At 62.2% G+C, this 25,003-nt stretch carries 22 protein-coding genes; 14 read left to right on the forward strand and 8 right to left on the reverse strand.

Annotation, left to right across the window (positions count from 1 at the left end; genetic code table 11):
* Positions 1 to 60: 60 nt before the first annotated feature.
* On the forward strand, positions 61 to 1,230 hold the full coding sequence (locus SFY93_RS12740) for an iron-containing alcohol dehydrogenase (RefSeq protein WP_320447361.1): 1,170 nt from the start codon (positions 61 to 63) through the stop codon (positions 1,228 to 1,230).
* Positions 1,231 to 1,497: 267 nt separating this feature from the next.
* On the opposite strand, the gene SFY93_RS12745 is transcribed toward SFY93_RS12740, so the two are convergent.
* The 3 genes from SFY93_RS12745 to SFY93_RS12755 all read right to left on the reverse strand — a co-directional run bounded on the left by SFY93_RS12745 (position 1,498) and on the right by SFY93_RS12755 (position 3,382).
* The gene (locus SFY93_RS12745) at positions 1,498 to 2,316 is read right to left on the reverse strand and encodes an oxidoreductase (RefSeq protein ID WP_320447362.1); all 819 of its coding nucleotides are present in this window, start codon (positions 2,314 to 2,316) and stop codon (positions 1,498 to 1,500) included.
* A 50-nt stretch (positions 2,317 to 2,366) separates the two neighbouring features.
* A complete protein-coding gene (locus tag SFY93_RS12750) occupies positions 2,367 to 2,948 on the reverse strand; it encodes a TetR/AcrR family transcriptional regulator (protein WP_320447363.1) in 582 nt (193 codons plus the stop codon).
* Positions 2,949 to 3,061: 113 nt separating this feature from the next.
* On the reverse strand, positions 3,062 to 3,382 hold the full coding sequence (locus SFY93_RS12755) for a hypothetical protein (protein WP_320447364.1): 321 nt from the start codon (positions 3,380 to 3,382) through the stop codon (positions 3,062 to 3,064).
* A gap of 134 nt (positions 3,383 to 3,516) precedes the next feature.
* On the opposite strand from SFY93_RS12755, the gene SFY93_RS12760 reads away from it, so the two are divergent.
* On the forward strand, positions 3,517 to 4,146 hold the full coding sequence (locus SFY93_RS12760) for a TetR/AcrR family transcriptional regulator (protein ID WP_320447365.1): 630 nt from the start codon (positions 3,517 to 3,519) through the stop codon (positions 4,144 to 4,146).
* Positions 4,147 to 4,191: 45 nt separating this feature from the next.
* On the opposite strand, the gene SFY93_RS12765 is transcribed toward SFY93_RS12760, so the two are convergent.
* Positions 4,192 to 5,397 (reverse strand): ABC transporter substrate-binding protein, encoded by a 1,206-nt coding sequence (locus tag SFY93_RS12765; protein WP_320447366.1) that lies wholly within the window; start codon positions 5,395 to 5,397, stop codon positions 4,192 to 4,194.
* A 564-nt stretch (positions 5,398 to 5,961) separates the two neighbouring features.
* Positions 5,962 to 6,483: a winged helix-turn-helix transcriptional regulator gene (locus SFY93_RS12770; protein ID WP_320447367.1), complete on the reverse strand. Its 522-nt coding sequence runs from the start codon at positions 6,481 to 6,483 to the stop codon at positions 5,962 to 5,964.
* Between the two features lie 177 nt (positions 6,484 to 6,660).
* On the opposite strand from SFY93_RS12770, the gene SFY93_RS12775 reads away from it, so the two are divergent.
* From SFY93_RS12775 to SFY93_RS12815, 9 genes are all read left to right on the forward strand, one after another.
* Entirely contained in the window at positions 6,661 to 7,305 is a 645-nt protein-coding gene (locus SFY93_RS12775; RefSeq protein ID WP_320447368.1) for a 2-hydroxychromene-2-carboxylate isomerase, read from the forward strand.
* Positions 7,306 to 7,339: 34 nt separating this feature from the next.
* Positions 7,340 to 8,887, forward strand: a complete 1,548-nt coding sequence (locus SFY93_RS12780) for a class I adenylate-forming enzyme family protein (RefSeq protein WP_320447369.1) — start codon at positions 7,340 to 7,342, stop codon at positions 8,885 to 8,887.
* A gap of 42 nt (positions 8,888 to 8,929) precedes the next feature.
* Complete coding sequence (locus SFY93_RS12785) at positions 8,930 to 9,667, forward strand: SDR family oxidoreductase (RefSeq protein WP_320447370.1); 738 nt, start codon at positions 8,930 to 8,932, stop codon at positions 9,665 to 9,667.
* Between the two features lie 9 nt (positions 9,668 to 9,676).
* The gene (locus SFY93_RS12790; protein WP_320447371.1) at positions 9,677 to 10,858 is read left to right on the forward strand and encodes an acyl-CoA dehydrogenase family protein; all 1,182 of its coding nucleotides are present in this window, start codon (positions 9,677 to 9,679) and stop codon (positions 10,856 to 10,858) included.
* Positions 10,859 to 10,874: 16 nt separating this feature from the next.
* Positions 10,875 to 12,002, forward strand: a complete 1,128-nt coding sequence (locus SFY93_RS12795; protein ID WP_320447372.1) for an acyl-CoA dehydrogenase family protein — start codon at positions 10,875 to 10,877, stop codon at positions 12,000 to 12,002.
* A 53-nt stretch (positions 12,003 to 12,055) separates the two neighbouring features.
* Positions 12,056 to 13,243, forward strand: a complete 1,188-nt coding sequence (locus SFY93_RS12800; protein ID WP_320447373.1) for an acetyl-CoA C-acyltransferase — start codon at positions 12,056 to 12,058, stop codon at positions 13,241 to 13,243.
* Positions 13,244 to 13,283: 40 nt separating this feature from the next.
* Positions 13,284 to 14,297, forward strand: a complete 1,014-nt coding sequence (locus tag SFY93_RS12805; protein ID WP_320447374.1) for an NAD(P)H-dependent flavin oxidoreductase — start codon at positions 13,284 to 13,286, stop codon at positions 14,295 to 14,297.
* Between the two features lie 57 nt (positions 14,298 to 14,354).
* Positions 14,355 to 15,122 (forward strand): enoyl-CoA hydratase-related protein, encoded by a 768-nt coding sequence (locus SFY93_RS12810; protein ID WP_320447375.1) that lies wholly within the window; start codon positions 14,355 to 14,357, stop codon positions 15,120 to 15,122.
* Positions 15,123 to 15,223: 101 nt separating this feature from the next.
* Positions 15,224 to 17,059 carry an AMP-binding protein gene (locus SFY93_RS12815; RefSeq protein ID WP_320447376.1) on the forward strand — a complete coding sequence of 612 codons (1,836 nt, stop codon included), beginning with the start codon at positions 15,224 to 15,226 and terminating at the stop codon, positions 17,057 to 17,059.
* 420 nt (positions 17,060 to 17,479) lie between these two features.
* Here the strand turns inward: SFY93_RS12815 and SFY93_RS12820 are convergent, their stop codons facing one another.
* A complete protein-coding gene (locus SFY93_RS12820; RefSeq protein ID WP_320447377.1) occupies positions 17,480 to 17,734 on the reverse strand; it encodes a hypothetical protein in 255 nt (84 codons plus the stop codon).
* 90 nt (positions 17,735 to 17,824) lie between these two features.
* On the opposite strand from SFY93_RS12820, the gene SFY93_RS12825 reads away from it, so the two are divergent.
* From SFY93_RS12825 to fabF, 3 genes are read left to right on the forward strand one after another with little or no spacing between them, the layout of a single operon-like run.
* On the forward strand, positions 17,825 to 18,937 hold the full coding sequence (locus tag SFY93_RS12825; protein ID WP_320447378.1) for an efflux RND transporter periplasmic adaptor subunit: 1,113 nt from the start codon (positions 17,825 to 17,827) through the stop codon (positions 18,935 to 18,937).
* Positions 18,934 to 22,047 (forward strand): efflux RND transporter permease subunit, encoded by a 3,114-nt coding sequence (locus SFY93_RS12830; protein WP_320447379.1) that lies wholly within the window; start codon positions 18,934 to 18,936, stop codon positions 22,045 to 22,047. Before SFY93_RS12825 ends, SFY93_RS12830 begins: the two co-directional genes overlap by 4 nt.
* Before the next feature lie 16 nt (positions 22,048 to 22,063).
* Positions 22,064 to 23,332 carry a beta-ketoacyl-ACP synthase II gene (fabF, locus tag SFY93_RS12835; RefSeq protein WP_320447380.1) on the forward strand — a complete coding sequence of 423 codons (1,269 nt, stop codon included), beginning with the start codon at positions 22,064 to 22,066 and terminating at the stop codon, positions 23,330 to 23,332.
* A gap of 345 nt (positions 23,333 to 23,677) precedes the next feature.
* Here the strand turns inward: fabF and SFY93_RS12840 are convergent, their stop codons facing one another.
* Positions 23,678 to 24,493: an SDR family NAD(P)-dependent oxidoreductase gene (locus SFY93_RS12840; protein ID WP_320447381.1), complete on the reverse strand. Its 816-nt coding sequence runs from the start codon at positions 24,491 to 24,493 to the stop codon at positions 23,678 to 23,680.
* A gap of 15 nt (positions 24,494 to 24,508) precedes the next feature.
* Positions 24,509 to 24,949: a tautomerase family protein gene (locus SFY93_RS12845; RefSeq protein WP_320447382.1), complete on the reverse strand. Its 441-nt coding sequence runs from the start codon at positions 24,947 to 24,949 to the stop codon at positions 24,509 to 24,511.
* Positions 24,950 to 25,003 lie beyond the last annotated feature (54 nt).

The following is a 25,003-nucleotide window of genomic DNA, read 5'->3' on the forward strand; positions in this document are numbered from 1 at the left end:
CCATAGCAACGTCCCTCCGAAGGGCACAAAGCCCAGTAGCTATCATTCATGGAGGGCGACATGCGCGAGGAAGGTTTCCATCAATTCATACCGATGGATCGTGTGATCTACGGGAAACCGGCAGCGACGGCGATCCTCGAGGAGGCCGAGCGCCTGGACGCACGCCGCGTATATCTCATCGTCAGCCGCACTTTGAAAACCACTACCGACGAGATCGAAAAGATAAGGAGCGCGCTGGGTGCGCGTTATGCCGGCGAGTTCGACGGGGTAGCCGAGCACACCACGCGGGAACAGGCAGTGCAGGCTGCGTCGCGAGCCTTGGAGGCACGCGCCGATCTTCTGGTCGCCGTCGGCGGAGGGTCTGTCATCGATGCCGGCAAGATCGTCATCATGTGCATGGAGCACGAGATCCGCGAAGAATCTGGTCTGGATGGGTACGAGGTCGTCGCTACTCCGCAAGGACCGCGGATGGGACCGTTCCGCACGCCGAAGGTGCGCATGATCTCCGTCCCCAGCACCCTTTCGGGCGGAGAGTACAACGCCGGGACGCTGGTGACCGACACGCGGCGCAAGCTGAAGCAGATATTCGCGCATCCGATGATGGCTCCGATCTCGGTCATCCTCGACCCGCACCTCGCCAGACACACTCCTCTCACGCTCTGGCTCGGTTCGGGTACCCGTGCGATGGATCACGGGATCGAAGCGATTTGTTCGCCGTTCGGCAATCCACTCGTCGATGGCGTCTGTCTGCGGGGACTGCGGTTCCTTCACGACGGATTGCTCGCCATCAAGGCCGACCCGGACAGCATAGAAGCGCGCCGTACGGGCCAATTCGGATCGTGGTTGTCCGCATACGGTCTTTCGTCGAGGGTGCGCATGGGGGCAAGTCACGGTATCGGCCACGTTCTCGGCGGAACCTGCAACGTTCCTCACTATTTCTGCACGGCGGTGATGATGCCGAGCGTTCTGAAGTACAACGCTCCGGCGACGGGCGACGCGCAGGCTCAGATCGCCGACGCGCTCCGTTCTCCCGAACTCGCAGCCAGCGACGCGTTCGCGCGCCTCATCGATCGACTCGACCTGCCGCGCCGGCTGTCGGACGTCGGCGTGAACCGTGAGCAATTCAATCTTATCGCCGAGAACGCGATGTTGAGCATCTTCACGAGAGCAAATCCTCAGCCGATCAAGTCGGCCAAGGACGTCGTCTCGATTCTCGAAATGGCGGCTTGAGTCGCTCTCCGTAGGGTGCCGACGAAGCGGCGCGCATCATGCGCGCGCCGCCGGCGGACCGCCTACATCCCCAGGCAGTCGATGCAGTGATCGATCCGCCAGTGCACGAAATCGTCGGCGCCTGGTCCGGCGCGAGGGACGATAACCGGCATTGCGTCCCGCACATGTCTCCGACCGATAGGAGGAGCGATGAAGAGTCCGGAAAGCACATGGCAGTCCGGGCTTTGCGAGGTCGTCCTTCGTCCGTCGCGCGAAGCGACCGTTGGCTCAAGGAATGTCGGGCAAGCCGAATTGCTTGCGCAGGCTGCGGTCGAAAAGAGAGGGCGGCACGAACCTGCGCAGCAGGCTGATCTTCCTTGCCTCCTTTCCGCATGCATATCGCCGGCGCGGGACCGCCGCCGTGGCCGCCTCCACCACCATGCGCCCGACCTCGCCCGGGCCTTCCGCAGTCTTCATGATCTCGCGCGTCTTCGCGAGACTATTCTGCCGAGCGGCCTCGTAGACCTGCAGCGGCCGGTCGGGCCGGGAGGTGTTTTCTTCGAACGAAGTGCGGGTATATGCCGGTTCAAGCAAGGAGACACGAATTCCGAATGGGCGGAGTTCGTGGTCGAGCGACTCGGAATAGCCTTCCAACGCATGCTTGGTGGCGGAGTATAGCGCCGAGTACGGCGACGGTATGAATCCGAGCACCGAGCTCACATTGATGATGCGGCCGCCGTTCTGCTCGCGCATGAAGGGCAGGGCGGCATTCGTCATACGGACGACGCCGAAGAAATTCACGTCGAACAAGGCCTTCGTCTGATTCAGGGTGGATTCCTCGGCACCCGCGGTGAGCCCATGGCCGGCATTGTTCACGAGGACGTCGAGCCTACCTGCTTGGCCGATCACGGAGCGCACGCATTCCGCAACCGAGGCGTCGTCCGTCACATCGCAGCTCAACATCGCGGGCGCGTCTCCCGATTGAGCGGAAGGCCGACGGCTCGTGCCGAACACGTGGAAGCCCGCGTCCCGAAGCGCCGCCGTGGAGGCTTTGCCTATCCCGCTCGACGCCCCAGTCACCAGGGCTACTTTTCCGTTACGCGTCATTGAGACCTCGCTTCAATTCCATCTAACGCCCCTCGAAGAGGAGCCACTTTCTAACCGCGTCCGACCACGCGCCGGATCTCGTCGGCGGCCGAATCCAGGAATTTCCTCGATAGGTCAGCGTCGTCCATCGTCCGAGAGAGGAGCAACGCTCCAACCATCGTCGACATGACCGCCATCGATGTTTCGCGCGAACGAGCGCCTTTGGACTCCGCAATGAGGTCTTCGATTACGGCGATACGGGCCTTCACTCCGGCCTCGAACGCCGCCTTGACGGCGTCGTCCGCGCGCCCGACGTCGGAGCCAAGCGCCGCGACGGGGCAACCTTGGCCGACGGCGTCACGATGCTCGGTGCTGAGATAGAAATCGATCAGGGCACCGAACGAGTCTTCAGGCGCCGCGGATGCCACGTCGGTCAACTGCCTGGCGGTCGTTTCCATAGCCCGGTCGCACGCTTCCGCGATCAGCTCGCCCTTCGACTCGAACTGCTTGTAGAAGCCCCCCTGCGTGAGGCCTGCATTCTCCATGACCTCCTTGAGGCCTACGCCGTCGAAACCGCGCCTTCTGAACAGTTCGCTCGCTACTTCGACGACACGGGCTCTGTTCTCAGCCGCTTGCGCTTTCGATACTCTCATCCGCTGCCTCACACTTCGGTTAGCTACGGCTCCTATAACAATTATTGATTATGATCGCAATCTAAATTTCTCGCGAAAGGTTCCGGTGTTTCGTCGAAAAAGCGAGCAACGGGTCAAAGTGAGCCAACTTTTCCGTGGCGGTTACAGCGCTCGGTGATCTCGCGAATGAAACGGGCCGGCGTTTCGGGCTCCTCAGGATACGCCGTCGTATCCACGCTTCCCGTGAAAGATGCCAAGATATGATGATCGTCCGATTTCTGATACGCGGCCGCCTTTTCGAGGCATACGAACCAGCGCCTAAGACGTGACATGCGAAGTCTCCCTCTCGATTTGGTGGATGAATCAAGCGTTTCGTCTCCCATATCCCGGACTTTTGCGACATCGTCCGCCCAGAGGCGAGCGAGGATTGCGCCGGTTTTGATGATCGATATCATTAAAAAATGCGAAGACGTCAACGAAGTGCTTCTGTAGCAGCAGGTGACTCGCTCAAGAAGCTGGTTGCGAGCGAGGCTCCGCTTGCATAACATTACGTACATAATTTATCCGAATGAGACGCTTGAGGTCGCTTATGCGCTACTCGAAGGAACATAAGTCGGCGGTGCATACCCGCATCGTGAAGGCTGCTTCTGCTCTCTTTCGTGAGAAAGGGAGCCGCGGAGCCGGCGTCGTCGATGTCATGAAGGCGATCGGGTTGACGCACGGAGGTTTCTATCAGCACTTCAAGTCGAAAGACGTTCTCTTCATCGAAGCGCTCACCCACGCCATGGACCAGTCCGTGGCGCGATGGCGCAAAGCGGCGCGGGGACCGACTCCGACCCACAGATTGAAAGGCGTGGTGGACGCGTATCTGACGCCACGACATCGAGACAATCTCGCCGACGGATGCGCGGTCGCGACGATGGGGGCCGAGATCGCCCGCGAGAGCGGAGCGATTCATGAAGCCTACGCCGCGAAATTGGAGGAGATGATCGGAGTCCTTTCGGAAAGGCGTCCCGAAGGAGAGAATGCGGGTGTGCGGAAACATGCCCTCGTGGCTCTTTCGGCGATGGTAGGAGCCCTCGTGTTGGCCCGGGCCACGGGTAAGGGTGCACTCTCGCAGGAAATCCTCGTCGCGACGCGCGAGGGGCTATCGGCGCAGGCCGAAGATCTCCGCTCCGGCAGGTATGGCGTCGGGACACAATCGTTTCGTCGGACGTGATCCGAACACGGGGCCGGGCCACGCGGCCACGGCCCCGATGCCCTATCAGTCCGGGCTGCCGTCCAAGACCGGACCGAACGGCTCCCAATTTGTGCCGGTCCATCGCTGCATCTGCATCTTGGCCCAGAACATGTTCCGGGTGTCGCTCGTGGAGACCTTCACGCCGGGCGCGGCGGTCGGTAGCTCCAGATCCTTCAGCGACCTTGCCTGCTTCTGGATGTTCGCCCGCGAAAGATCGTTGCCGCTCTGCCTAAGCAGGTGCTCGAGGATCATGCCCTGCATGTATCCGGAAACATAGCTCGTGTTCTCGAAATCTGCGCCCGGAAGATACTTCGAGAAGAAGGCTCGGTAATCCTTGACGCCCTGATCGGTCTCCCATTTCGGATCGGTCGGATCCTTATTGATGGTGCCGACCATGACGCCGACCGACTTGTCGAGACCGGCCGGCTTCAACGTGGAGATCGACCCGGACGGGAAGTTCAGGATCAAAGTGGGCTTCCAACCGATTTCGATGGTCTTGCGTATCGCTTGCGCGGCGAATTTGGGAGTTCCTGCTATGAAGAGCGCTTCGGCTCCGCTGCTCCGCAGGTTCACGATCTGCGAATCCACGGTCGGTTCGGTTACCTCGTAGCTGGCCGTGACCACGCGCTTGTCAAAGTCATCCTTCATGAAACCCTTGAAGGCCGCCACGTAATCCTTCCCGAGATCGTCGTTCTGGAAGAGGATCGCGTATTTCGCGCCCGGGAGCGTCTTGTTGAGATACTTCGCGTAGATGCGACCCTCCGTGTCGTAGCTCACCAGTCCCGTCGTCGTGAGCGGATATTCGCTTACGTTCGTGAACTTGCTCGCTCCGCTGAAAATTCCGACCGTCGGGACACCCTTCGCTCTCGAATATTTAGCCGTAGCCGACAGGCCCGGGGTACCCAACTGACCGAAAATGAACGCGACCTCGTCGCTCTCCACCAAGCGACGCGCATGTTCGACAGCCTTGGGCGGACTGTAGGCGTCGTCGAGGGCGATATAGTTGATTTTCCGACCGTTGATCCCACCCCTGTCGTTTACCGACTGGACGTAGGCGACGATCGCTTTGCCGACCGCTCCAAGACCGGAGGCCGGCCCACTGAACGGAAAGATCCCGCCGATCTTGATTTCGGTGGCGGTCACGCCCGGCGCGTCCGCCGCCCTCGCCGAGGCACAGGCCAAGACAAGCCCGGCGCAAGCCGTCGCAATACCTATCCTTGACAGTAACATGCTTCCCCCTTTTTACGCGCGCATCGAGGCGCCGCATTGTCATTGAGGATTTCACGCTATAGTTCTTTTTTAGAACTCGCAAGACGGTTGGCGGCGCGTGGCCGCCTCTTTCGGGCGAATGTATAGGCTGGCTCACCGTCCGATCCGCGGCGATATCGGTGACTGAGAGAAGATTGCTCCCGCCCAATCCTTCCGGAAAGAATTGCCGTGCGAGCGCTCAGACATCCGGTTATCGGCTTGCTGAAGTGTGCCCTCCGTGAGGGCCGTCGATTCCTGGCGAAAATGGGAGAAGGCCCGGAACCCCTTCCGACGGGAGACCTGCGGACATTCCAGTGCCGCGAATGTCGGTCAACGCAAATCTATCTGATCACGCGTGGGGGGGCGCGCGTTGTTGATGTCCTCAAGACGTCTTCGCGCGTGGCGCGGCGGCTCAGTTCGTCGCTGGCCATAGCGGACGGCCCAACGGCGCGGCGGGGCGCAGTATGTACGGAAGACCGGAGCTCGCTTGGATCGGGGGATACCGCTTTGCAGAGCAAAAAGCCCGTGATTATCCGGCCGGACGCATCAAGCGGATTTCGAGCGTTTCGCGGCGACCTGGCGCCCGGATTCGCCTTCGGTAGCGGCCGTGCGCAGATGTTTGACGCCCGGCCCCGGATGGACGTGGACGTGCTTCGCGTTGAGAGGCTCGCCGCATTCGGAGCAGACCATGATCGCGTCGAACATCTTCCCGCAGTTCTTGTGCTCGTGAAGCATGGGCTTGCCGCGTGAATCGACCATGTGAACGTTGCCCCAATGGACGATCGCCATGATGATCGGATACAGGTCGAGACCCTTCTGCGTGAGGAGGTACTCGTATCGTTTCGGCGAGGTCATGTAGGGATCACGCCGAAGCACGCCGAAGCGGACCAGCTTCTTCAAACGTTCGGCGAGCAGATGCCTCGTGATGCCGAGCGAGGACTGGAACTCGTCGAAGCGACGCCGGCGCAAAAAACATTCCCTCAAGATCATCAGGCTCCAGCGGTCTCCGATCACGGCGACCGTCCTCGCCACGGAGCACGGCTCTTCCTCCAGCGTATCCCACTTCACGTTCGCAATCTCCCATAACGTCGACGCCGCCGGTAATTCTAAATCGGTACCCCGCCGAAAACAACGGTCTAGCCGAAATCACGCGATCTGGGCGCGAAATCGTCGGAAGGCGGATTGACAGTTCTAAAATAGAACTATAGACGTCGAAAAAATGGCAAGACGTCCCAGGAGGAAGCGATGAAGGCGCCGCTCAAGGTTGAATTCCAGTTCGATTTCGGCAGTCCTAACGCCTATCTGGCGGAGCGCGCGCTCGGGGGCATCGAGCAGCGGACCGGCGTATCGTTCGAATACAGACCCATTCTTCTCGGCGGTATCTACAAGGCGACCGGAAACCGCTCGCCGGCGGAGAGCCTTCTCGGGATCAAGAACAAGCCGGAATACGCCGCGCTCGAGATGAAGCGGTTCATGCGCAAGCACGGGATCACCAACTTCCAGTCCAATCCGTTCTTCCCGGTGAATACGCTCGCGCTGATGCGCGGCGCAGTGGCTGCGCAGTTCGAGGGAGTGTTCGAGCAGTATTTCCGGGCTGCCTACCACCACATGTGGGAAGAGCCCAAGAAGATGGACGATCCGGAGGTCTTTCGCGCCGCATTCGAGTCTTCGGGCATCGACGCCAAAGCCATCATGGCGCGCGCGCAGCAGGACGACGTCAAGAAGAAGCTGATCGAAGACACGAACGACGCCGTCGAACGCGGAGCCTTCGGCTCGCCCACCTTCTTCGTCGGAGAGGAGATGTTCTTCGGAAAGGATCAGCTGCGCGACGTCGAGGACTCAATCGTTGAGCAACTCGCTGAACGACGGGTCAAGTCGTTGTCGATGTAAACGCATGTCCGCTCTCCGAGCGGAGGAGGCAGCCTTGTCGGCCACGAGCGAAGAAGACATCGCAAAGCACGTTCTGGCGACCGTTCCGGAACGTCTGCATACGGCCATCGACAGGGCATGCCTCGAAACGCCCGATCGGCCGGCGTTGTCCGACGACCGAACGTCCTGGACCTACCGGCAGCTCGATGCCGCTGTCGCCGGCATGGCGCGCATCCTGCGCGACGAAGGGCTGCGGCCGGGAGATCGTCTCATGATCGTCGGCGAAAACTGTAACGAAGTCGCCGCGCTCATCTTCGCCGCAAGCCGATGCTCCGCGTGGGCCATCGTTGTGAACCCGCGAATGTCCTCCCGCGAGATCGCGCAAATACGGGGCCACAGCGGCGCGAGGATGACCGTGTTCGCGGGACGATCGTCGAAGGACGCGGCGGCGCACGCCGAGCTGGCGGAGGCGCGCCACTGCTCCACGGGGCCGCTCGAAGGTCTCTCGCTCTCGGCGGTCGACCAGACGGCGACGGCGGAGCCGACGCATGAGGACGGCGCGAAGCAGGTCGCCGTCCTCATCTACACCTCGGGCACCACCGGCACGCCGAAGGGCGTCATGCTGAGCCACCGCAACCTGCTGTACAGCGCCGGCGTCACTTCCGCCGTTCGCGGCATAACCGCCGTCGACAGGATCTATGGCGTACTGCCGGTCTCGCACATCGTCGGCATCTCTTTGCTGGTCATGACCTTCCAGAACGGTGCGTCGATCAGACTCTCCTCGAGGTTCGATCCCGCCGCCCTCATTGCGGCGGTCTCGAAGGAGGGGCTGACCATGTTGAGCGGCGTTCCCGCGACCTACCAGCGGGTGCTGGAGTACATGGCCTCGAACGGGCTGGAACGTCTCGATGCGGGCAAGCTGCGCTTCACCGGAGTGTCCGGCGCTCCCCTCGACATCCATCTCAAGCGGCGCGTCGAGGCCGCGTTCGGACTCCCGCTTCTGAACGGCTTCGGGATCACGGAATGCTCGCCGGGCATCTCGGGCGTCCGGATTGGCGCACCCCGCGATGACGACTCCGTCGGGAAACTGCTTCCGGGGATCGAGGCCAGGATCGTCCCTGCGACGAAGGATGGTCGAGGCGACACGGGAGAACTGCACGTGCGCGGCCCGAACGTCATGCTCGGCTACTACAAATCTCCCGATCAGACGTCGGCCGTCGTCGATCCGGAGGGATGGTTCAACACCGGCGATCTCGCAAGGTTCGCCGACGACGCCCTGTTCGTCGTCGGCCGCACCAAGGAGATGATCATCCGGTCCGGCTTCAACGTCTATCCCGCCGAGGTCGAAGCGATCCTGAGTTCGCATCCCGACGTGGTCCAGTGTGCTGTCGTCGGGCGGCGCGTCGAAGGCAACGAGGAAGTGGTCGCCTTCGTACAGTTCCTCGCCGGCACGAAGTCGAGCGTCGAGCAACTGGCCGAGCATGCCCGGTCGCGACTGACCGCATACAAGCGTCCGACCGAGATCATCGCGATGGCCTCCTTGCCGGCGACCTCGACGGGCAAAATCCTGAAACACAAACTGGCCGAGACGCTACGTGCCTAGTCGGTCGGACGACGATGTAACGGCAGCATAGGGAGAACGAACTTGAGCAAACGCAACGCGAGCGCCGTCGTCATCGGGGCAGGAGACTTCATCGGCGGGGAAATAGCCAAGAAGTTCGCGGCCGAAGGTTTCACCGTGTTCGTCGGCCGACGACAGGGCGAGAAGCTTGAGCCGCTCATCAAGGAGATCGAATCCGCGGGCGGCAAGGTCTTCGGGCGTTCGCTCGACGCGCGGAAGGAGGAGGAGGTCGTCAAGTTCATCGCCGACGCCGACGCGGAAGCCCCGCTCGAAGTCTGCATCTTCAACATCGGCGCCAACGTCAACTTTCCGATCCTCGACACGACGGAGAGGGTCTTCCGGAAGGTATGGGAAATGGCCTGCTACTCGGGCTTCCTGGCGGGACGGGAGGCGGCGCGTCACATGTTGGCGCGGGGCCAGGGCAACATCTTCTTCACCGGCGCCACCGCGAGCATGCGCGGCGGCAAGGGTTTCGCGGCCTTCGCCAGCGCGAAGTTCGGCCTCCGGGCCGTCGCCCAATCGATGGCGCGCGAACTCGGACCTCAGAACATCCACGTCGCCCATCTCGTGATTGACTCCAGCGTGGACACAGAGTGGGTCAGAAACCTCATCGTGCAGCGCGAAGGGCCGGAGGGACTCGAAAACACGGATCGCTTCATGCGCCCCGCCGCCGTCGCGGAGACGTATTGGCAGATCTACCAGCAGCCACGCGACGCCTGGACCTTCGAACAGGAAATCCGTCCGTTCGGCGAGAAGTGGTAGGGGCGGCACATGGAGCTCGAGCTTTCCAATGAAGACGCGGCCTTCCGCGACGAAGTGAGGGCCTTCATCGCCGGCAACTATCCGAGCGAGATGCGTGTCCCCAACTCCGAGACCGATCTCAGCAAGGAGCAATCCCTGCTTTGGCACAAGGTGCTCCACAAGAAGGGATGGGTGGCTCCCCTGTGGCCGAAGGAGTATGGCGGTCCGGGGTGGTCGCTGACACAGCGCTTCATCTGGGAGCGCGAGACGACGCGCGCCGGCACGCTTCCTCCGCTCGCCTTCAGCGTGACCATGGTGGGGCCGGTCATCTACACCTTCGGTACCGCCGCGCAGAAGGAGAAGTTTCTTCCGCGGATCCTCTCGGGCGATGATTGGTGGTGTCAGGGATATTCCGAGCCGGGCGCGGGGTCGGATCTCGCCTCGGTCCGCACGAAGGCGGTCAGGGACGGCGATCACTACGTCGTCAATGGCCATAAGACATGGACGACCCTCGCGCAGCACGCGGACTGGATCTTCTGTCTCGTACGCACCGATCCGTCGGCCAAGGCGCAGGCGGGCATCTCGTTTCTCCTGATCGACATGAAGACGCCGGGCGTGACCGTCCGTCCGATCATAACGATCGACGGATCGCACGAGGTGAACGACGTCTTCCTCGAGAACGTCAGAGTGCCTGTCGAAAATCTCGTCGGCGAGGAAAACAAGGGCTGGACCTACGCGAAGTTTCTCCTCGGCAACGAGCGGACGAGCATGGCGGGCATCGGCCGCTCGACGAGGTACCTGGAACGGCTCAAGTCGATCGTGAAGTCCGAGATCGACGACGAAGACCCGGCCGCTGCGCAGTTCGAACTGGATATCGCGAAGGTGGAATTGGACCTGCTCGCACTCGAGGCGACCGAGCTCCGGATCGTCTCGCAGATGTCGCGGGGGATCGAGCCGGGCGCGGCGGCTTCGCTGTTCAAGATAAGAGGAACGGAGATCTTTCAGCGGATCGCCAATCTAACCCATGCCGCCATCGGGAACGACGGGCTAGCACTGCGCGAGCAGCCCGCGAGTCCGAACAGGTTCATGCCCGGTCCCGAATATGGCCACACCGCCACCGAGAAGTTTCTGAACTCGCGAAAGCTCAGCATCTACGGCGGATCGAACGAGATCCAACGAAACATCATCGCGAAAGCGGTGCTTGGTCTCTGACCGGAAAGGGCATTCCATGGACATCCGACTGACCGACGAGCAGGAGCTGCTCAAGAGCAGCGTGCAGCGGCTCCTCAAGGACAAATACAGCTTCGAGACGCGGCGCAAGATTGTCGCCAGCGAGAAGGGGTGGAGCCGGGACCACTGGAAGGCCTTTGCGGACATGGGGCTTCTCGCGGCGCCGCTGGGGGAGGAATTTGGAGGATTGGGAGCGAGACCGGTCGCGACGATGATCGTCATGCGGGAGTTCGGCCGCCATCTGGTCGTCGAGCCTTTCTTCGAAACCGTAGTCCTCGCGGGAGGGCTGATCGAGGCCGAAGGCGACGAGGGCCAGAAGCAGGAGCATCTCGCGCAGATCGCTTCCGGCGACGCCGTGTGGGCGCTCGCTTGGGCTGAGAGAAAGTCGCGATACGAGCTCTACGACGTCGAGACGACGGCGCGCAGGGAAGGCGACGAATACGTCCTCGACGGTACGAAGATAGCCGTGGTCGGGGCGCCTTGGGCCGACAAGCTGATCGTCTCCGCCCGAACTTCCGGCGCCCGTCGCGACCGCGGCGGCACCAGCCTCTTCATCGTGGACAGGCAGGCTGCGAACCTGCACCTCCAGTCGTTCAAGACCATCGATGGGCGGCGCGCAGCGGAGATCAGTCTCGCGGGCGTTCGGGTGCCTGCAGCCGACATGCTCGGGAAAGCGGGTCAGGGGAGCCGCATGCTGGAAGCGTGCCGGGACCGCGCGATAGGCGCCCTTTGCTCAGAAGCGGTGGGCGCGATGGCCGAGCTCAACGCCTCGACTCTTGAATATAGCAAGACTCGAAAACAGTTCGGCGTGGCGCTCGGCACGTTCCAAGTCCTGCAACACCGCATGGTCGATATGTTCGTGGCTTTGGAGGAGTCCATCTCGCTGAGCCAGCATCTGACGCTTTCCCTGACGTCGCCCGACGGAGCTTCCAAGCTGGCAGCCGGCACGAAATCGAAGGTGCTCTACGCGGCCCGGTTCGTAGGGGAGCAGGCGATCCAGCTGCACGGCGGCATGGGCATGAGCGACGAACTCGACGTGGGCCATTATTTCAAGCGGATCGGAGCGATCGACATCGCCTTTGGCGACTCCGCTTTTCACCTCAAACGGTACGCACGCGCCGCATAAGCGGGGCGATCATAAGGAAAGACGCGGCACTTCGCGCAAATGGGAGAGCGAATATGACGGAAGCGGTGATCGTGTCGACGGCTCGTACGCCGATAGGCAAAGCCTATAAGGGCGCATTGAATCTGACCGAGGGAGCGACGCTCCTTGGCCACGCGATCTCGGCCGCGGTCTCGCGGGCCGGCATCGAAGGTTCGGAAGTGGAGGACGTCGTGATGGGTTGCGCCATGCAGCAGGGCACGACGGGCACCAACATCGCGCGGAAAGCACTTCTCCGGGCCGGACTGCCGGTCTCCGTAGGCGGTACCACGATCGATCGGCAATGCGCGTCGGGTCTCCAGGCCATCGCACTCGCCGCGCGGTCCGTGGTGTTCGACGGAGTCGAGGTGGCGGTGGGCGGTGGCGGCGAGTCGATCAGTCTCGTCCAGAACGAACACTTCAATATGTGGCATGCCGTCGATCCGGAGCTTCAGGCTATCAAGGGCGACGCATACATCGCCATGCTCGACACCGCCGAGGTCGTCGCAAAGCGATACGGGATTTCGCGGGACCGGCAGGACGAGTACAGCGTCGAAAGTCAGAGGCGCACCGCCGCAGCGCAGCAGGCGGGGCGCTTCAAGGACGAACTCGCTCCCATCGAGACGAAGATGGGCGTCGTCGATAAGTCGACCGGCGCAGTCTCCATGCAGGACGTCACGCTGGCTACCGACGAAGGCCCTCGCCCGGATACGACTCTGGAGGGTCTCACCGGTCTCAAGCCGGCGAAGGGCCCGGGCTTCACCGTGACGGGTGGCAACGCGAGCCAACTGTCGGACGGCGCAAGCGCGTCGGTGATCATGAGCGACAAGCTGGCGGCACAAAAGGGTTTGAAGCCTCTGGGGATCTTCCGCGGCTTCGTCTCGGCCGGCTGCGAACCGGACGAGATGGGCATCGGGCCGGTCCTGGCCGTCCCCCGCCTTCTCAAACGTCACGGCCTGAGCGTAGACGACATCGATCTCTGGGAATTGAACGAGGCCTTCGCGGTCCAGGTCATCTATTGCCGCGACAAGCTTGGTATCGACCCGGAGAAGCTCAACGTGAACGGAGGCTCCATCGCCGTCGGCCACCCCTACGGAATGACCGGCGCGAGGCTGACCGGCCATGCCCTTATCGAAGGCCGTCGCCGCAAGGCGAAATATGCGGTGGTCACCATGTGCGTCGGCGGCGGCATGGGATCTGCCGGACTTCTTGAGATTGTCCATTAATCCGCGGCGTGCCGCTCCGATCGTCCACACGAGGTAACAGATGAAGACAGCCATCACAGAGCTATTCGGTATCGAACATCCCATCGTGCAAGGCGGCATGCACTATGTCGGCTTCGCGGAACTCGCCGCCGCCGTCTCGAACGCGGGCGGATTGGGAATCATCACGGGCCTGACACAGAAGACGCCGGAGCTGCTCGCCAAGGAGATCGCGCGTTGTCGGGACCTCACCGACAAACCTTTCGGCGTGAATCTAACCTTCCTTCCGACGTTCAACGCGCCGCCCTATCCGGAATACATCGCCGCGATCCGGGAAGGAGGGGTCAAGATAGTCGAAACCGCTGGACGCAGCCCGGAACAGTACATGCCCGCACTCAAAGCGGCGGGCATCAAGGTGATCCACAAGTGCACATCGGTGCGGCACTCGCTCAAAGCGGAGCAGATCGGTTGCGATGCGGTGAGCGTGGACGGATTTGAATGCGGCGGCCATCCAGGCGAAGATGACATGCCCAATATGATCCTGCTGCCCCGCGCCGCCGAGGAGCTGAAAATTCCCTTCATCGCCTCGGGCGGTATGGCCGACGCGCGCAGTCTCGTCGCTGCCCTCGCTCTCGGAGCCGCAGGCGTCAACATGGGAACGCGGTTCATCGCGACCAAGGAAGCGCCTGTCCACGAGAACGTCAAGAAGGCACTGGTCGCCGCCACCGAGCTGGATACGCGCATCGTGATGCGCCCGCTCCGCAATACCGAACGCGTGCTCAAGAACGCCGGCGTCGATCGTCTCATCGAGATCGAGCGGCAGAAGGGCGCCGCCTTGAAGATCGAGGACATCCTCGACGAGGTGGCGGGCGTCTATCCGAAGGTCATGGTCGATGGGGACATGGACGCGGGCGCGTGGAGCTGCGGCATGGTCGTCGGGCTCATCAAGGACATCCCTACCGTCAAGGAACTGATCGACCGCATCATGTCGGAGGCGGAACAGATCGTCCGGCGCCGCCTGACAGGCTTTCTGGATGCGACCCACGATAGACCGCTTCAGACGGCAGCCGCCGGATAGCGTGCGAACGGGCGGATCGGCCGAGGTCGCATCGGCCGAACTTCAGCGGGAGGAACCATGAGCGGAAATCTGACGACCGAACTTCACGAAGGCGTCCTCATCTTGACGCTGTGCCGACCCGAGAAGAAGAATGCGCTGACCCGAGCGATGTATGACGGCCTGTCCGCCGGTCTCGAACGCGCGCGAGAAGACAATCTCGTAAGGGCGGTCCTCTTCCAGTCCGAAGGGGACAGCTTCACCGCAGGGAACGACCTGGCCGACTTCCAGAGTCAATCGAGCGGAAACAGCGATGGAGAAGGAGCTCCGGCCCGCTTCTTGCGCAATCTCGCGACGACGGACAAGCCGGTGGTCGCTGCGGTCCAAGGCAATGCCGTCGGCGTTGGCACGACGATGCTGCTACATTGCGACATGGTCTATCTCTCGGAAGACGCTCGCCTCATCACGCCTTTCGTGAATCTCGCGCTGGTCCCGGAGGCCGCATCCAGCCTCCTGCTGCCCGCACGCATAGGTCACGCGCGTGCGTTCGCCATGTTCGCTCTGGCTGAGCCGATGACCGCTGCCGACGCGTTAGCCAGCGGTCTCGCCAATGCGGTGGTGCAGCGCGACGAACTCCGCAGCCGAGCGCTCGGCGCCGCGCGCACTCTCGCGGGGAAGGCCGCCGGTTCGCTTCGCGCGACCAAACGCCTTATGCGAGGCGACCGCAGCATACTGGTGCGCATGGAAGAGGAAGGCGCGATCTTCAAGGAGCGGCTACAAACCGCGGAGGCACGCGAGGCCTTCGCGGCTTTCGCAGAACGCCGCCAGCCTGATTTCAGTCGCTTCTGACACCGGCTAACGGCGCCGCACGCGGCGCCGCATGTGAGAAAGCGCGGGTCAACGCGCTCTCGTTTCGAGGAACGCTCGCCCACGGGCAGGAGGAAACACGAATGATCGCTACCGCGGCAGTTGCCGAACGACACGTGCGGCCGGTGGAGTTCGCCCCGAGAGAAGTCGATGTCGAGCGGCGGGAGGACGGGTGCCTGGTGCTGACATCCCCGATCTCCTTCGTCGAGCCGGAGTGGAACGTAACGGACTGGCTGCCGCACTGGGCCGAGAAGGCGCCAGATCGGGTCTTCCTCGCGCAGCGGGTCGGCTCGGATTGGGAGACGATATCCTACGACGAGATGTGGCGGCGGACACGCGCCGTCGGGCAGGCGCTGCTCGAACGTGGCGGGGGCCTCGGAGACAAGGTGGCGATCCTGTCCGGCAACTCGATCGAGCATGCCATCGTCAAATTCGCCGCCATGACGGTCGGCATGGTCGCCGTTCCCGTCTCCCCCAACTACACGCTCATGCCCGGCGGCATCGCACGTCTGTCCGACATCGCCCGGTTGATCCTACCGTCCTTCGTGTTCGTGCAGAACTTCAAGACCTTCGGCGCGGCACGCGACGTTCCCGAGCTCGGCAGCGCACTATGGATAACCGCCGGAGAAGGATACGACGACCGGGTCGTGTCGATCGCGGATCTCTATCGGACCGCGGTGGGAAGCGAGTTCGAGGATCGCCGTCGCTCCATGGATCGTGACGCCCCGGCCAAGATACTGTTCACATCCGGAAGCACGGGACTGCCGAAAGGCGTCATCAACACGCACCGGATGATGTCGTGCGCGTTGGAGATGGGAAGTCTCTTGGCGCCGACCGTCGAACCGCCGGTCCAGGTCGAATGGCTCCCATGGCACCACACGATGGGAGGCAACGTCATTCTTCAGGGCATCCTGAAGAATGGCGGCACTCTCTACATCGACGACGGGCGGCCCGTACCACAGCTCTTCAACAAAACCGTAGCGAACCTGGCTTCCGTGTCGCCCACCGCCATGTTCAACGTTCCCGGCGGCTATACGCTCCTGTGCGAGGCGTTGGAGGAAAACGAGCAATTGCGCCAGACCTTCTTCAAAAGGCTGGAACGCATCACCTACGCCGGAGCAGCGATAGCTCAGTCCACTCTGGACAAGCTCTATGAGCTGTCCGTGCGCAGCACGGGAAGGCGAATACCGGTTATGTCAGGATACGGGACGACGGAAACCGCGCCCACGATCTGCACGACGCACTGGGCTACGGAGCTGCCGGGTGAACTGGGGCTCCCCGGTCCCGGATTGAAGGTGAAGCTGGTGCCGGCAGGCGAGAGCTTCGAGGTCCGCGTCCGTGGACCGAATGTGACGCCGGGATACTTCGGCCAGCCCGATCTGACGCGCAACGCTTTCGACGAGGAAGGTTATTATCGTGTCGGCGATACGGTCGCGTTTCTCGACCCGCAGAAACCATCGTCGGGCCTGCGGTTCACCGGGCGCCTGTCCGAGAACTTCAAGCTCGCGAACGGCACGTGGGTGATTGCGGGCGAACTTCGCGCCGCGATAGTCGGCGTTTCGAAGGGTCTCTTCCAAGACGTCGTCATCGCGGGCGAGAACCGCGAACACTGCGCGGTCCTGGCCTGGCTCAATCCCGTGCAGGCTAAGCAGTATGCCGCCTCACCGAACGTAGAGGACCTGACGCGAGATCCCGGCGTGATCGACTTCCTCCGGACCAAGATCGGGGCGTACAACGGACTGGTGGGCAGCAGCGTTCGCATCGGGGCGGTGAAGCTCCTGGTCGACCCGCCGTCCCTGGGAGCCGGAGAGATCACCGACAAGGCCTATGTAAATCAGCGAGCCGTGCTGACGAACCGACATACGGACGTGAACGATCTGTATGCTTCGGAGGCCGGCTTGCGGGTATTCTTCCCCTGACTCGCTGGCTGAACCGGCCGCCTTCGGCGGCCGGCAGCGTGCATGGGCACTCGTAGCCATGCTCATCTTCACGTCCACGCGAAAGGAACTTCCGCCATCCTTGGCAGGTCGCACCAACGAGCTTTCCAGCTTACCGACCACGGATTAAAGATGCTCGTAAACCTGACGAGCAGGCACCGACGAGACCAATCTCGACCAGCGTTCGAAAACGTCGGAGATCGTTAGGAGGGACGATATCGGACGGCCGGTTGACGGCAGCCAACTCCCACCGCGAAAGTGCCGTTCGGTCCACTCACGCGGAGCGTTCGAGAGCGAATCGCTTCCGACGATCCATCATGAATACGATGATATCGAGCCTGGCCTAACTCCGGATCTACGACTCCGGCCATCGCTGTTGGCGTGATCGGGCCAAGAGCATCCTCAAAGGATCATATGCCATATCTCCTGCCGGTAATCGATGGGGGCGCCGCGTGCTGTTCTGGCACGACGTTCGCTGTGTTGCTCAAAAACGGTGGGGATGGCGCAATAAAAGAAAGCCCACGCCGTAACCGGGGCATGAGCCAAAGTCTGGGAGTAAATCGCTGCCGGCTGAGCTATTGCAGTCGGCGCCTTAAAAACATTACGATAATAATGATAAATGTCCAGCCGGCCAGGTACCAAAAGAGGAGTAGCCATGACATCTCTTTTAGATTGTGCTCGTAATCTTAATATGATAATCATATCGAACGTAATCTAAAATAGGGCGGTTCGCCCAAGGAACCTGTCATGGAACGAAAGCGCCTTCTCGTCGCCTGCACCGTAGTCGCTCTGGCGTCTGGAGGCGTCGCCGCCCTGCTGTTGACGGAAGGGGCGTCCTCGAAGCCCCAAGAGATCGATCCCCGATCCGCCAAACCGCTCGTGAAGGTCGTCGAGGCGAAAAGCGCGGGTACCGCAGAGCGCGGTTACACCGGGTCGATCGGGGCTCGCGTTCAGAGCAACCTCGGTTTCCGGGTGCCGGGAAAGATCGTGCAACGGTATGTCGATGTAGGCCAGCAGGTGAAACAAGGACAACCGCTGCTGCGCATCGACGAAAACGATCTTCGGCTGGCTCTGACGGCCAAACGCAACGCCGCAGCGGCGGCGCGCGCAATGCTGGTTCAGGCGACCGCCGACGAGCAGCGATATTCGACGCTCGTCCAGAGCGGGTTCGCGACCCGCCAGCGCTACGAACAGGCGAAGGCGGCATTCGATAGCGCCACAGCTCAGGCCGCGGCTACCGAAGCCGAGGCACGGGTGGCCGAGAATGAGGCGGCCTACTCGACTCTCACCGCTGATGTCGACGGCACCGTGGTCGAGACTTTGGGCGAGCCAGGCCAAGTCGTCGCAGCCGGCCAGACGGTCGTTCGCCTCGCGCAGGCAGGTCCTCGTGAGGCCATCGTGTCGCTGCCGGAAAACGTCCGGCCGTCGGTCGGCTCTCATGCACGAGCGGTCGTCTACGGGACAGAAAAGCGCAGCTGGTCGGCCCGGCTACGGACTCTTTCGGACTCCGCCGACGCGCTCACGCGCACCTACGAGGCACGTTACGTGCTGGAAGGCGATGCCGCGGAGGCGCCTCTCGGAGCCACAGTTACGATACGACTAGCCAGCGCAGAGGCTTCGGAGCGTCTCGAAATCCCCGTGGGTGCCATATTCGACGACGGCAGCAAGGTCGGCGTCTGGTCGTTCGACGCGGACTCCGCGACCGTCCACTTCAAGCCGATCAAGTTGCTCCGTGTCGGAGAGGAGACCGCGCTCGTCACCGGAATCCGTCCCGGGGAACCTGTGGTCGCGCTCGGCGCGCATCTTCTCCGCGACGGCGCGAGCGTTCGCACGAAGACGGAAAAGGCGGACGCACGATGAGTCTGAATCTGTCCGCGCTCGCGGTCCGCGAGCGATCCGTCACCCTCTTCTTCATGATGCTCCTGGCGGCAGCCGGCGTTTTCGCTTTCGCCCTGCTCGGTCGTGCCGAAGATCCATCGTTCACCATCAAGACCCTCACGGCGACCGCTGTGTGGCCCGGTGCGACCGCGCGCGAGATGCAGGAGCTGGTGGCCGAACCGCTCGAGAAGCGCATCCAGGAACTGACCTGGTACGACCGAGTGGAGACCACGACCAGGCCCGGATACGCGTTTCTCACGGTGACGCTCAAGGATGCCACGCCTCCTTCCAAGGTGCAGGAGGAGTTTTACCAGGCGCGCAAGAAGCTTGGAGACGAGGCACGCAACCTGCCGCCAGGCGTCATGGGACCATTCGTCAACGACGAGTATTCCGACGTCAGCTTCGGACTGTACGCCCTCAAAGCCAAGGGATTGCCGATGCGCGATCTCGTGCGTCAGGCGGAAACCATCCGCCAGGACATGCTCCACGTTCCCGGCGTGAAGAAGGTCAATATCGTCGGCGAACGGCCCGAGCAGATCTTCGTCGAATTCTCGTTCGCCAAGTTGGCGACACTTGGGGTTTCGGCCCCGGACATCGCGGCGGCCCTACGCCGCCAGAATACGGTGACTCCCGCGGGCTCGATCGATACGCGCGGGCCGCAGGTCTTCATCCGCTTCGATGGTGCCTACGACAGCCTCCAGACCATCGCGGACACTCCCATCGTGGCGGGAAGGCGCACATTGAAGCTGTCGGACGTCGCCGAAGTCCGACGCGGCTACGAGGACCCGCCGACCTTTCTGATACGTCACCAGGGCGAACCCGCCATCCTCCTCGGGGTCGTGATGCAGGAGGGATGGAACGGCCTCGATCTCGGCACCGCGCTCGAAGACAAGCGTGCGGAGGTTACGAAGTCGCTTCCGCTCGGCATGACCCTCGACAAGGTCAGCGACCAGGCCGTGAACATCCAGTCCGCGGTCGGTGAGTTCATGCTGAAGTTCGCCATGGCGTTGGGCGTGGTGCTTTTCGTTAGCCTCGTAAGTCTCGGATGGCGCGTCGGTATCGTGGTCGCATTGGCCGTTCCACTAACGCTCGCGGTCGTCTTCCTCATCATGCTCGAAACCGGCCGCTTCTTTGACCGCATCACGCTCGGGGCGCTGATCCTCGCGCTTGGTCTGCTCGTCGACGACGCGATCATCGCGATCGAAGTAATGGTCGTGAAGATGGAAGAGGGAATGGACCGCATCAAGGCGGCGGCATACGCGTGGAGCCACACGGCGGCGCCGATGCTGTCCGGGACGTTCGTCACAATCGCGGGCTTTCTGCCCGTCGGCTTCGCCCGTTCGAGCGCCGGCGAATATGCCGGCAACATATTCTGGGTGGTCGGCTTCGCGCTCATCGTCTCCTGGCTGGTGGCGGTCGTCTTCACGCCATATCTCGGCGTCAAAATGTTGCCCGAAATCAAGCCGGTGGCGGGCGGACACGCCGCGATCTACGGAACGCCGAACTACCAACGCCTCAGGCGATTGATCGAACTCTCGGTGCGCCACAAATTCGTAACCTGCTCGATCGTCGGCATAACGTTCGCGTTGGCCGTGGTGGGAATGGGCGGCGTCAAGCAGCAGTTCTTCCCTACTTCGGACCGTCCCGAGGTCCTGGTGGAGGTCCGCCTTCCCGAAGGCACGAGCATCGAGACGACGACGGCAACGGTCACGAAGCTGGAGGACTGGCTCAAGAACGAGTCGGAAGCGCGCATCGTGACGAGCTATATCGGTCAGGGGGCTCCGCGCTTCTTCTTCGCCATGTCTCCGGAACTCCCGGATCCGGCGTTCGCGAAGATCGTCGTTCTCACTCCAGACGAAGCTGCCCGCGAAGCGCTCAAGGCCCGCTTGCGTTCGGCGGTCGCTCAGGGACTGGCTTCCGAAGCGTCCGTCCGCGTCACGCAGCTCGTGTTCGGCCCGTACACTCCGTTCCCGGTCGAATTCCGTCTCATGGGGCCCGACCCCGTCAAGCTCTACGAGATCTCCGAGAAGGCGCTCGATATCATGAGGTCCGTGCCGGATGCCCGGCAGGCCAATCGCGACTGGGGCAATCGCACGCCAGTCCTGAGGTTCGTGCCGGATCAGGATCGACTGAATCTCATCGGGCTCTCCCCGAACGAAGCGGCACAGCAGATGCAGTTCCTCCTGACCGGCGTCACCGTCACACAGGTTCGCGAGAACATCAGGAACGTCGCGGTGGTCGCCCGCAGCGCGGGAAGCGAGCGGTTGGATCCGATGCGGCTCGCGGATTTCTCGCTCACGAGCCGGGACGGTCGCCCGATCCCGCTCGACCAGGTCGGCCATTCGGAATTCAAGTTCGAAGAACCGATCATGAAACGTCGCGACCGCACACCAACGATCACCATCCGTTCGGACATCAACGAATCGACACAGCCGCCGGAGGTGTCGAAGGATGTGATGAAAGCCCTGCAGCCCTTGATCGCGTCGCTGCCCGCCGGATACCGGATCGAGACCGGCGGCTCGATCGAGGAGGCGACCAAAGCAAACGATGCGCTCGGTAAGATCTTCCCGGCCATGTTCGCCGCGATGCTCATCGTGATCATGCTGCAGGTACGATCCTTCTCCACCATGTTCATGGTGCTTCTGACGGGCCCACTCGGACTCGCCGGCGTCGTTCCGATGCTGCTGATCTTCAATCAGCCCTTCGGCTTCAACGCGATCCTCGGTCTGATCGGTCTTGCAGGCATCCTTATGCGGAACACGCTGATCCTCACCGAGCAAATCAAGGAGAATCAGGCCGCCGGACTCGACGACTACCACGCGGTCATTGAGGCCACGGTTCAGCGTACGAGGCCGGTGATCCTCACCGCGCTCGCGGCGGTGCTGGCGTTCGTACCGCTCACCCACTCCGTTTTCTGGGGATCGATGGCATACACCCTTATCGGTGGCACGGCGGTCGGTACAATCCTCATCCTGCTGTTTCTACCGGCTCTCTACGCCACATGGTTCCGCATCAAGCCGAACGCCGTCGAGAGCTCATCCTCTCCGAGTGGCGAAACCCACGTTACGCCGTCCCACGCCGCGGCCGCATGACCGAACGAGGAGCACGATGAAACGTATCGTTGTTACTGGAATGGGCGCGGTAAGCCCGCTTGCGGCCGGCGTGAACCAGAGCTGGTCACGATTGCTCGCGTCCGAATCCGGAATCGGGCGATTGCCGGAACAGATAGTAAAGGATCTGCCGGCGAAGATCGGCGGAGCCGTTCCAGCGAAGTCCGAAGAAGCCGGGCATGGCTTCGATCCGGATGTCGTGGTGCCGCCGAAGGACCAGCGCAAGATGGATCGTTTCATCCTGTTCGGTCTCTCGGCGGCCGAAGAGGCGCTCTCGCAGGCCAATTGGGCACCGCTTTCCGCTATCGAGCAGCAGTGTACCGCTACGATCATCGCATCCGGCATCGGGGGATTTCCGGCGATCACGGAGGCCGTCCGGACCGTCGATCAGCGAGGGGTCCGTCGCCTATCGCCCTTCACGATTCCGTCCTTTCTGGCGAATCTCGCGGCGGGACAAATCTCCATCCGTTTCGGCCTCAAAGGTCCGCTCGGCGCACCCGTCACGGCGTGCGCCGCCGGTGTGCAGGCGATCGGCGATGCAGCCCGCCTCATCAGAGCGGGAGAAGCGGACGTCGCCGTCTGCGGCGGCACGGAGGCATGCATCAACGAGGTGAGTCTCGGAGGCTTTGCAGCCGCCCGCGCCCTCTCGACGCATTTCAACGATGCTCCGTCCACGGCATCCCGTCCGTTCGACCAGGCACGCGACGGCTTCGTGATGGGAGAAGGTGCCGGCATTCTGGTCATAGAAGCGCTCGACCATGCGCTTGAAAGGGGCGCCGAGCCGCTGGCCGAGCTTGTCGGATATGGAACGTCGGCCGACGCGCATCACATCACGTCCGGCGCCGAAGACGGCGATGGTGCCAGACGGTCGATGGAAATCGCGATCCGGCAGGCCGGAATCCGACCGGAGGACATTCGACATTTGAACGCCCACGCAACGTCCACTCCGGTCGGTGATCTCGGCGAAGTCGCCGCCATCAAGGCGATCTTCGGAAGCAACGGCGAAATAGCAGTCAGCGCCACGAAATCGGCGACAGGTCACCTTCTAGGCGCAGCTGGCGGCCTGGAGGCGATCTTCACGATTCTCGCACTTCGAGACCAGGTCGCGCCGCCGACGCTCAACCTACAAGATCCCGATCCTGCCGCGGACGGCATCGACTTCGTCGCGCACGCGGCTCGGCCTCATGCGATGGAATACGCGATCTCGAACGGATTCGGATTCGGCGGCGTAAATGCGAGCGTCATTTTCCGCAGGTGGTCCGCATAGACAGCGCTCGCTACCTCGGGTGGCCGGCTTCCATGTATAGCCGGGGCCGTCGGCCGGGCAGACCGACGGTTTCGCTGTCAGGTCGGTGAGCCGGTCAATTGAAGTGATCCTCGATGCAATCGGCGCCCGACGAATTCAGCAGCTCTTCGTTCTCCGCCAGAGCTATCCACGAAAGTGCTTGGTGGAGAAGCCGCAACATACGCTCGTTATCCGCTTCACGGAGCGCCTCGGCTCCGATTCTAGCGGCTACCCTTCTGAAATGCTCCGACCTTGCGGTAAGAGATTTCGCCGACATCGTTCCTCCGCTCGGCCCCGTCTTCGAGCGACGATGGGCCCACCGCTGAATTATCTCGGCCCACCCGCATCGACCATTGCGGAGTAGCGACGGGCGGGTTGCCCGGATTGCATGAGCGCGCGGCTCAGCGCGACACGCGCCGCCTCGTAGGTGTCCCAGAGAGAAAGATCCTGCAGCGAGGGCAGGCAAACGAGCTCGCCTTGGTCCAAAGCGGCAAGGGCCGCATCCGCCAACTGGTCGGCGGACATGAACAGTTCGTCGGGAAATGGCGCAGCGGTCATGCCTGAAGCTTCAAAAAATTCCGTCCGCACGGGCCCGGGCAGGACAGCCTGGACGATGACACCGGTCTTGGCCAGTTCCATCTGAAGCGAGCGGCTGAAATTCAACACGTACGCCTTGGATCCGGAGTAGCCGGCCCCAGACGGTGTTGGCATCACAGCTATCATCGAGGCGATGTTGACGACGATCCCGGAATTGCGCGCGAGGAAACCCGGCAGGACGGCGCGGGTCAGACGGGTCAACGATTGAACATTGATCTTGATCAACCGATCCAGAGCATCGGCGGAAACCTTCGCCGCTGGGCCTAGCGCGCCCAGTCCCGCATTGTTGACCAGAATCTGGATATCGTCGTTCGACAGACGCGCCTCGACGCGCTCCAGGTCCGATGTCTGAGCCAGGTCCGCTATCAATATCTCGACCTTGCGGTCGGCGGTCTTCCCGATCCGATCGGCGACCTCCCTCAGGCGGTCTTCGCGCCGAGCGACGAGAACCAGATCGTAGCCGCGCGCCGCCAAGCGCTCGGCGTACGCGACTCCGATACCGGAGGAAGCACCCGTCACAACGGCAACACCCTTAGAGTAGCTCATATCGTCCTCCGGACTTCAAACGGGTTCTTCGATGGGATACGGCACGGGCCTATTTTCCTCGAGCCAGACCTTCTCCCATTCCGAATTGGCGGGGGGCGCCGGCATGCCTTGGATTTGCCAGAGATCGAACGGCGTCTCGTCGATGTGTATTTCCCAGTCCCTGCCACGGTCCTTGATGTAGGGTGCCAGTGCCTTCTCCGCCCATCCCATCCATTTGTACTTGGCTTTCTTGGCGTCGGGCGGAAACGACCTCGCGATGTGATCCACCCATATCCGGACGAAGTTCTTCGCCTCTTCGCCGCCCATGTAGAACGACTCCGGCTCTACCTGCTGGAAAACCACGATCACGTAGAACTTCGGCAGTCCGCGATAAAGTTCGGTGATGCGCTGCGATAGAGCGCGCTTGTCATCCGCCGTGAACGCTCCCACAGGATGATAGATCTTCCAGAAAGGCATGTCTCCGCTCCCTCAGGCACAATTGGCACTTTGTCGATAATGATGATCATCACC

The sequence above is a fragment of the Tardiphaga sp. 42S5 genome (assembly GCF_034044155.1).
Lineage (GTDB): Bacteria > Pseudomonadota > Alphaproteobacteria > Rhizobiales > Xanthobacteraceae > Tardiphaga > Tardiphaga robiniae.

Excerpts from the sequence above, each read along its gene's own strand:
- SFY93_RS12740 (WP_320447361.1), top strand. The coding sequence starts at position 61 with ATGCGCGAGGAAGGTTTCCATCAATTCATACCGATGGATCGTGTGATC.
- SFY93_RS12745 (WP_320447362.1), bottom strand. The coding sequence starts at position 2,316 with ATGACGCGTAACGGAAAAGTAGCCCTGGTGACTGGGGCGTCGAGCGGG.
- SFY93_RS12750 (WP_320447363.1), bottom strand. The coding sequence starts at position 2,948 with ATGAGAGTATCGAAAGCGCAAGCGGCTGAGAACAGAGCCCGTGTCGTC.
- SFY93_RS12755 (WP_320447364.1), bottom strand. The coding sequence starts at position 3,382 with ATGATATCGATCATCAAAACCGGCGCAATCCTCGCTCGCCTCTGGGCG.
- SFY93_RS12760 (WP_320447365.1), top strand. The coding sequence starts at position 3,517 with ATGCGCTACTCGAAGGAACATAAGTCGGCGGTGCATACCCGCATCGTG.
- SFY93_RS12765 (WP_320447366.1), bottom strand. The coding sequence starts at position 5,397 with ATGTTACTGTCAAGGATAGGTATTGCGACGGCTTGCGCCGGGCTTGTC.
- SFY93_RS12775 (WP_320447368.1), top strand. The coding sequence starts at position 6,661 with ATGAAGGCGCCGCTCAAGGTTGAATTCCAGTTCGATTTCGGCAGTCCT.
- SFY93_RS12790 (WP_320447371.1), top strand. The coding sequence starts at position 9,677 with ATGGAGCTCGAGCTTTCCAATGAAGACGCGGCCTTCCGCGACGAAGTG.
- SFY93_RS12795 (WP_320447372.1), top strand. The coding sequence starts at position 10,875 with ATGGACATCCGACTGACCGACGAGCAGGAGCTGCTCAAGAGCAGCGTG.
- SFY93_RS12800 (WP_320447373.1), top strand. The coding sequence starts at position 12,056 with ATGACGGAAGCGGTGATCGTGTCGACGGCTCGTACGCCGATAGGCAAA.
- SFY93_RS12805 (WP_320447374.1), top strand. The coding sequence starts at position 13,284 with ATGAAGACAGCCATCACAGAGCTATTCGGTATCGAACATCCCATCGTG.
- SFY93_RS12810 (WP_320447375.1), top strand. The coding sequence starts at position 14,355 with ATGAGCGGAAATCTGACGACCGAACTTCACGAAGGCGTCCTCATCTTG.
- SFY93_RS12815 (WP_320447376.1), top strand. The coding sequence starts at position 15,224 with ATGATCGCTACCGCGGCAGTTGCCGAACGACACGTGCGGCCGGTGGAG.
- SFY93_RS12820 (WP_320447377.1), bottom strand. The coding sequence starts at position 17,734 with ATGGCTACTCCTCTTTTGGTACCTGGCCGGCTGGACATTTATCATTAT.
- SFY93_RS12825 (WP_320447378.1), top strand. The coding sequence starts at position 17,825 with ATGGAACGAAAGCGCCTTCTCGTCGCCTGCACCGTAGTCGCTCTGGCG.
- SFY93_RS12830 (WP_320447379.1), top strand. The coding sequence starts at position 18,934 with ATGAGTCTGAATCTGTCCGCGCTCGCGGTCCGCGAGCGATCCGTCACC.
- fabF (WP_320447380.1), top strand. The coding sequence starts at position 22,064 with ATGAAACGTATCGTTGTTACTGGAATGGGCGCGGTAAGCCCGCTTGCG.
- SFY93_RS12840 (WP_320447381.1), bottom strand. The coding sequence starts at position 24,493 with ATGAGCTACTCTAAGGGTGTTGCCGTTGTGACGGGTGCTTCCTCCGGT.
- SFY93_RS12845 (WP_320447382.1), bottom strand. The coding sequence starts at position 24,949 with ATGCCTTTCTGGAAGATCTATCATCCTGTGGGAGCGTTCACGGCGGAT.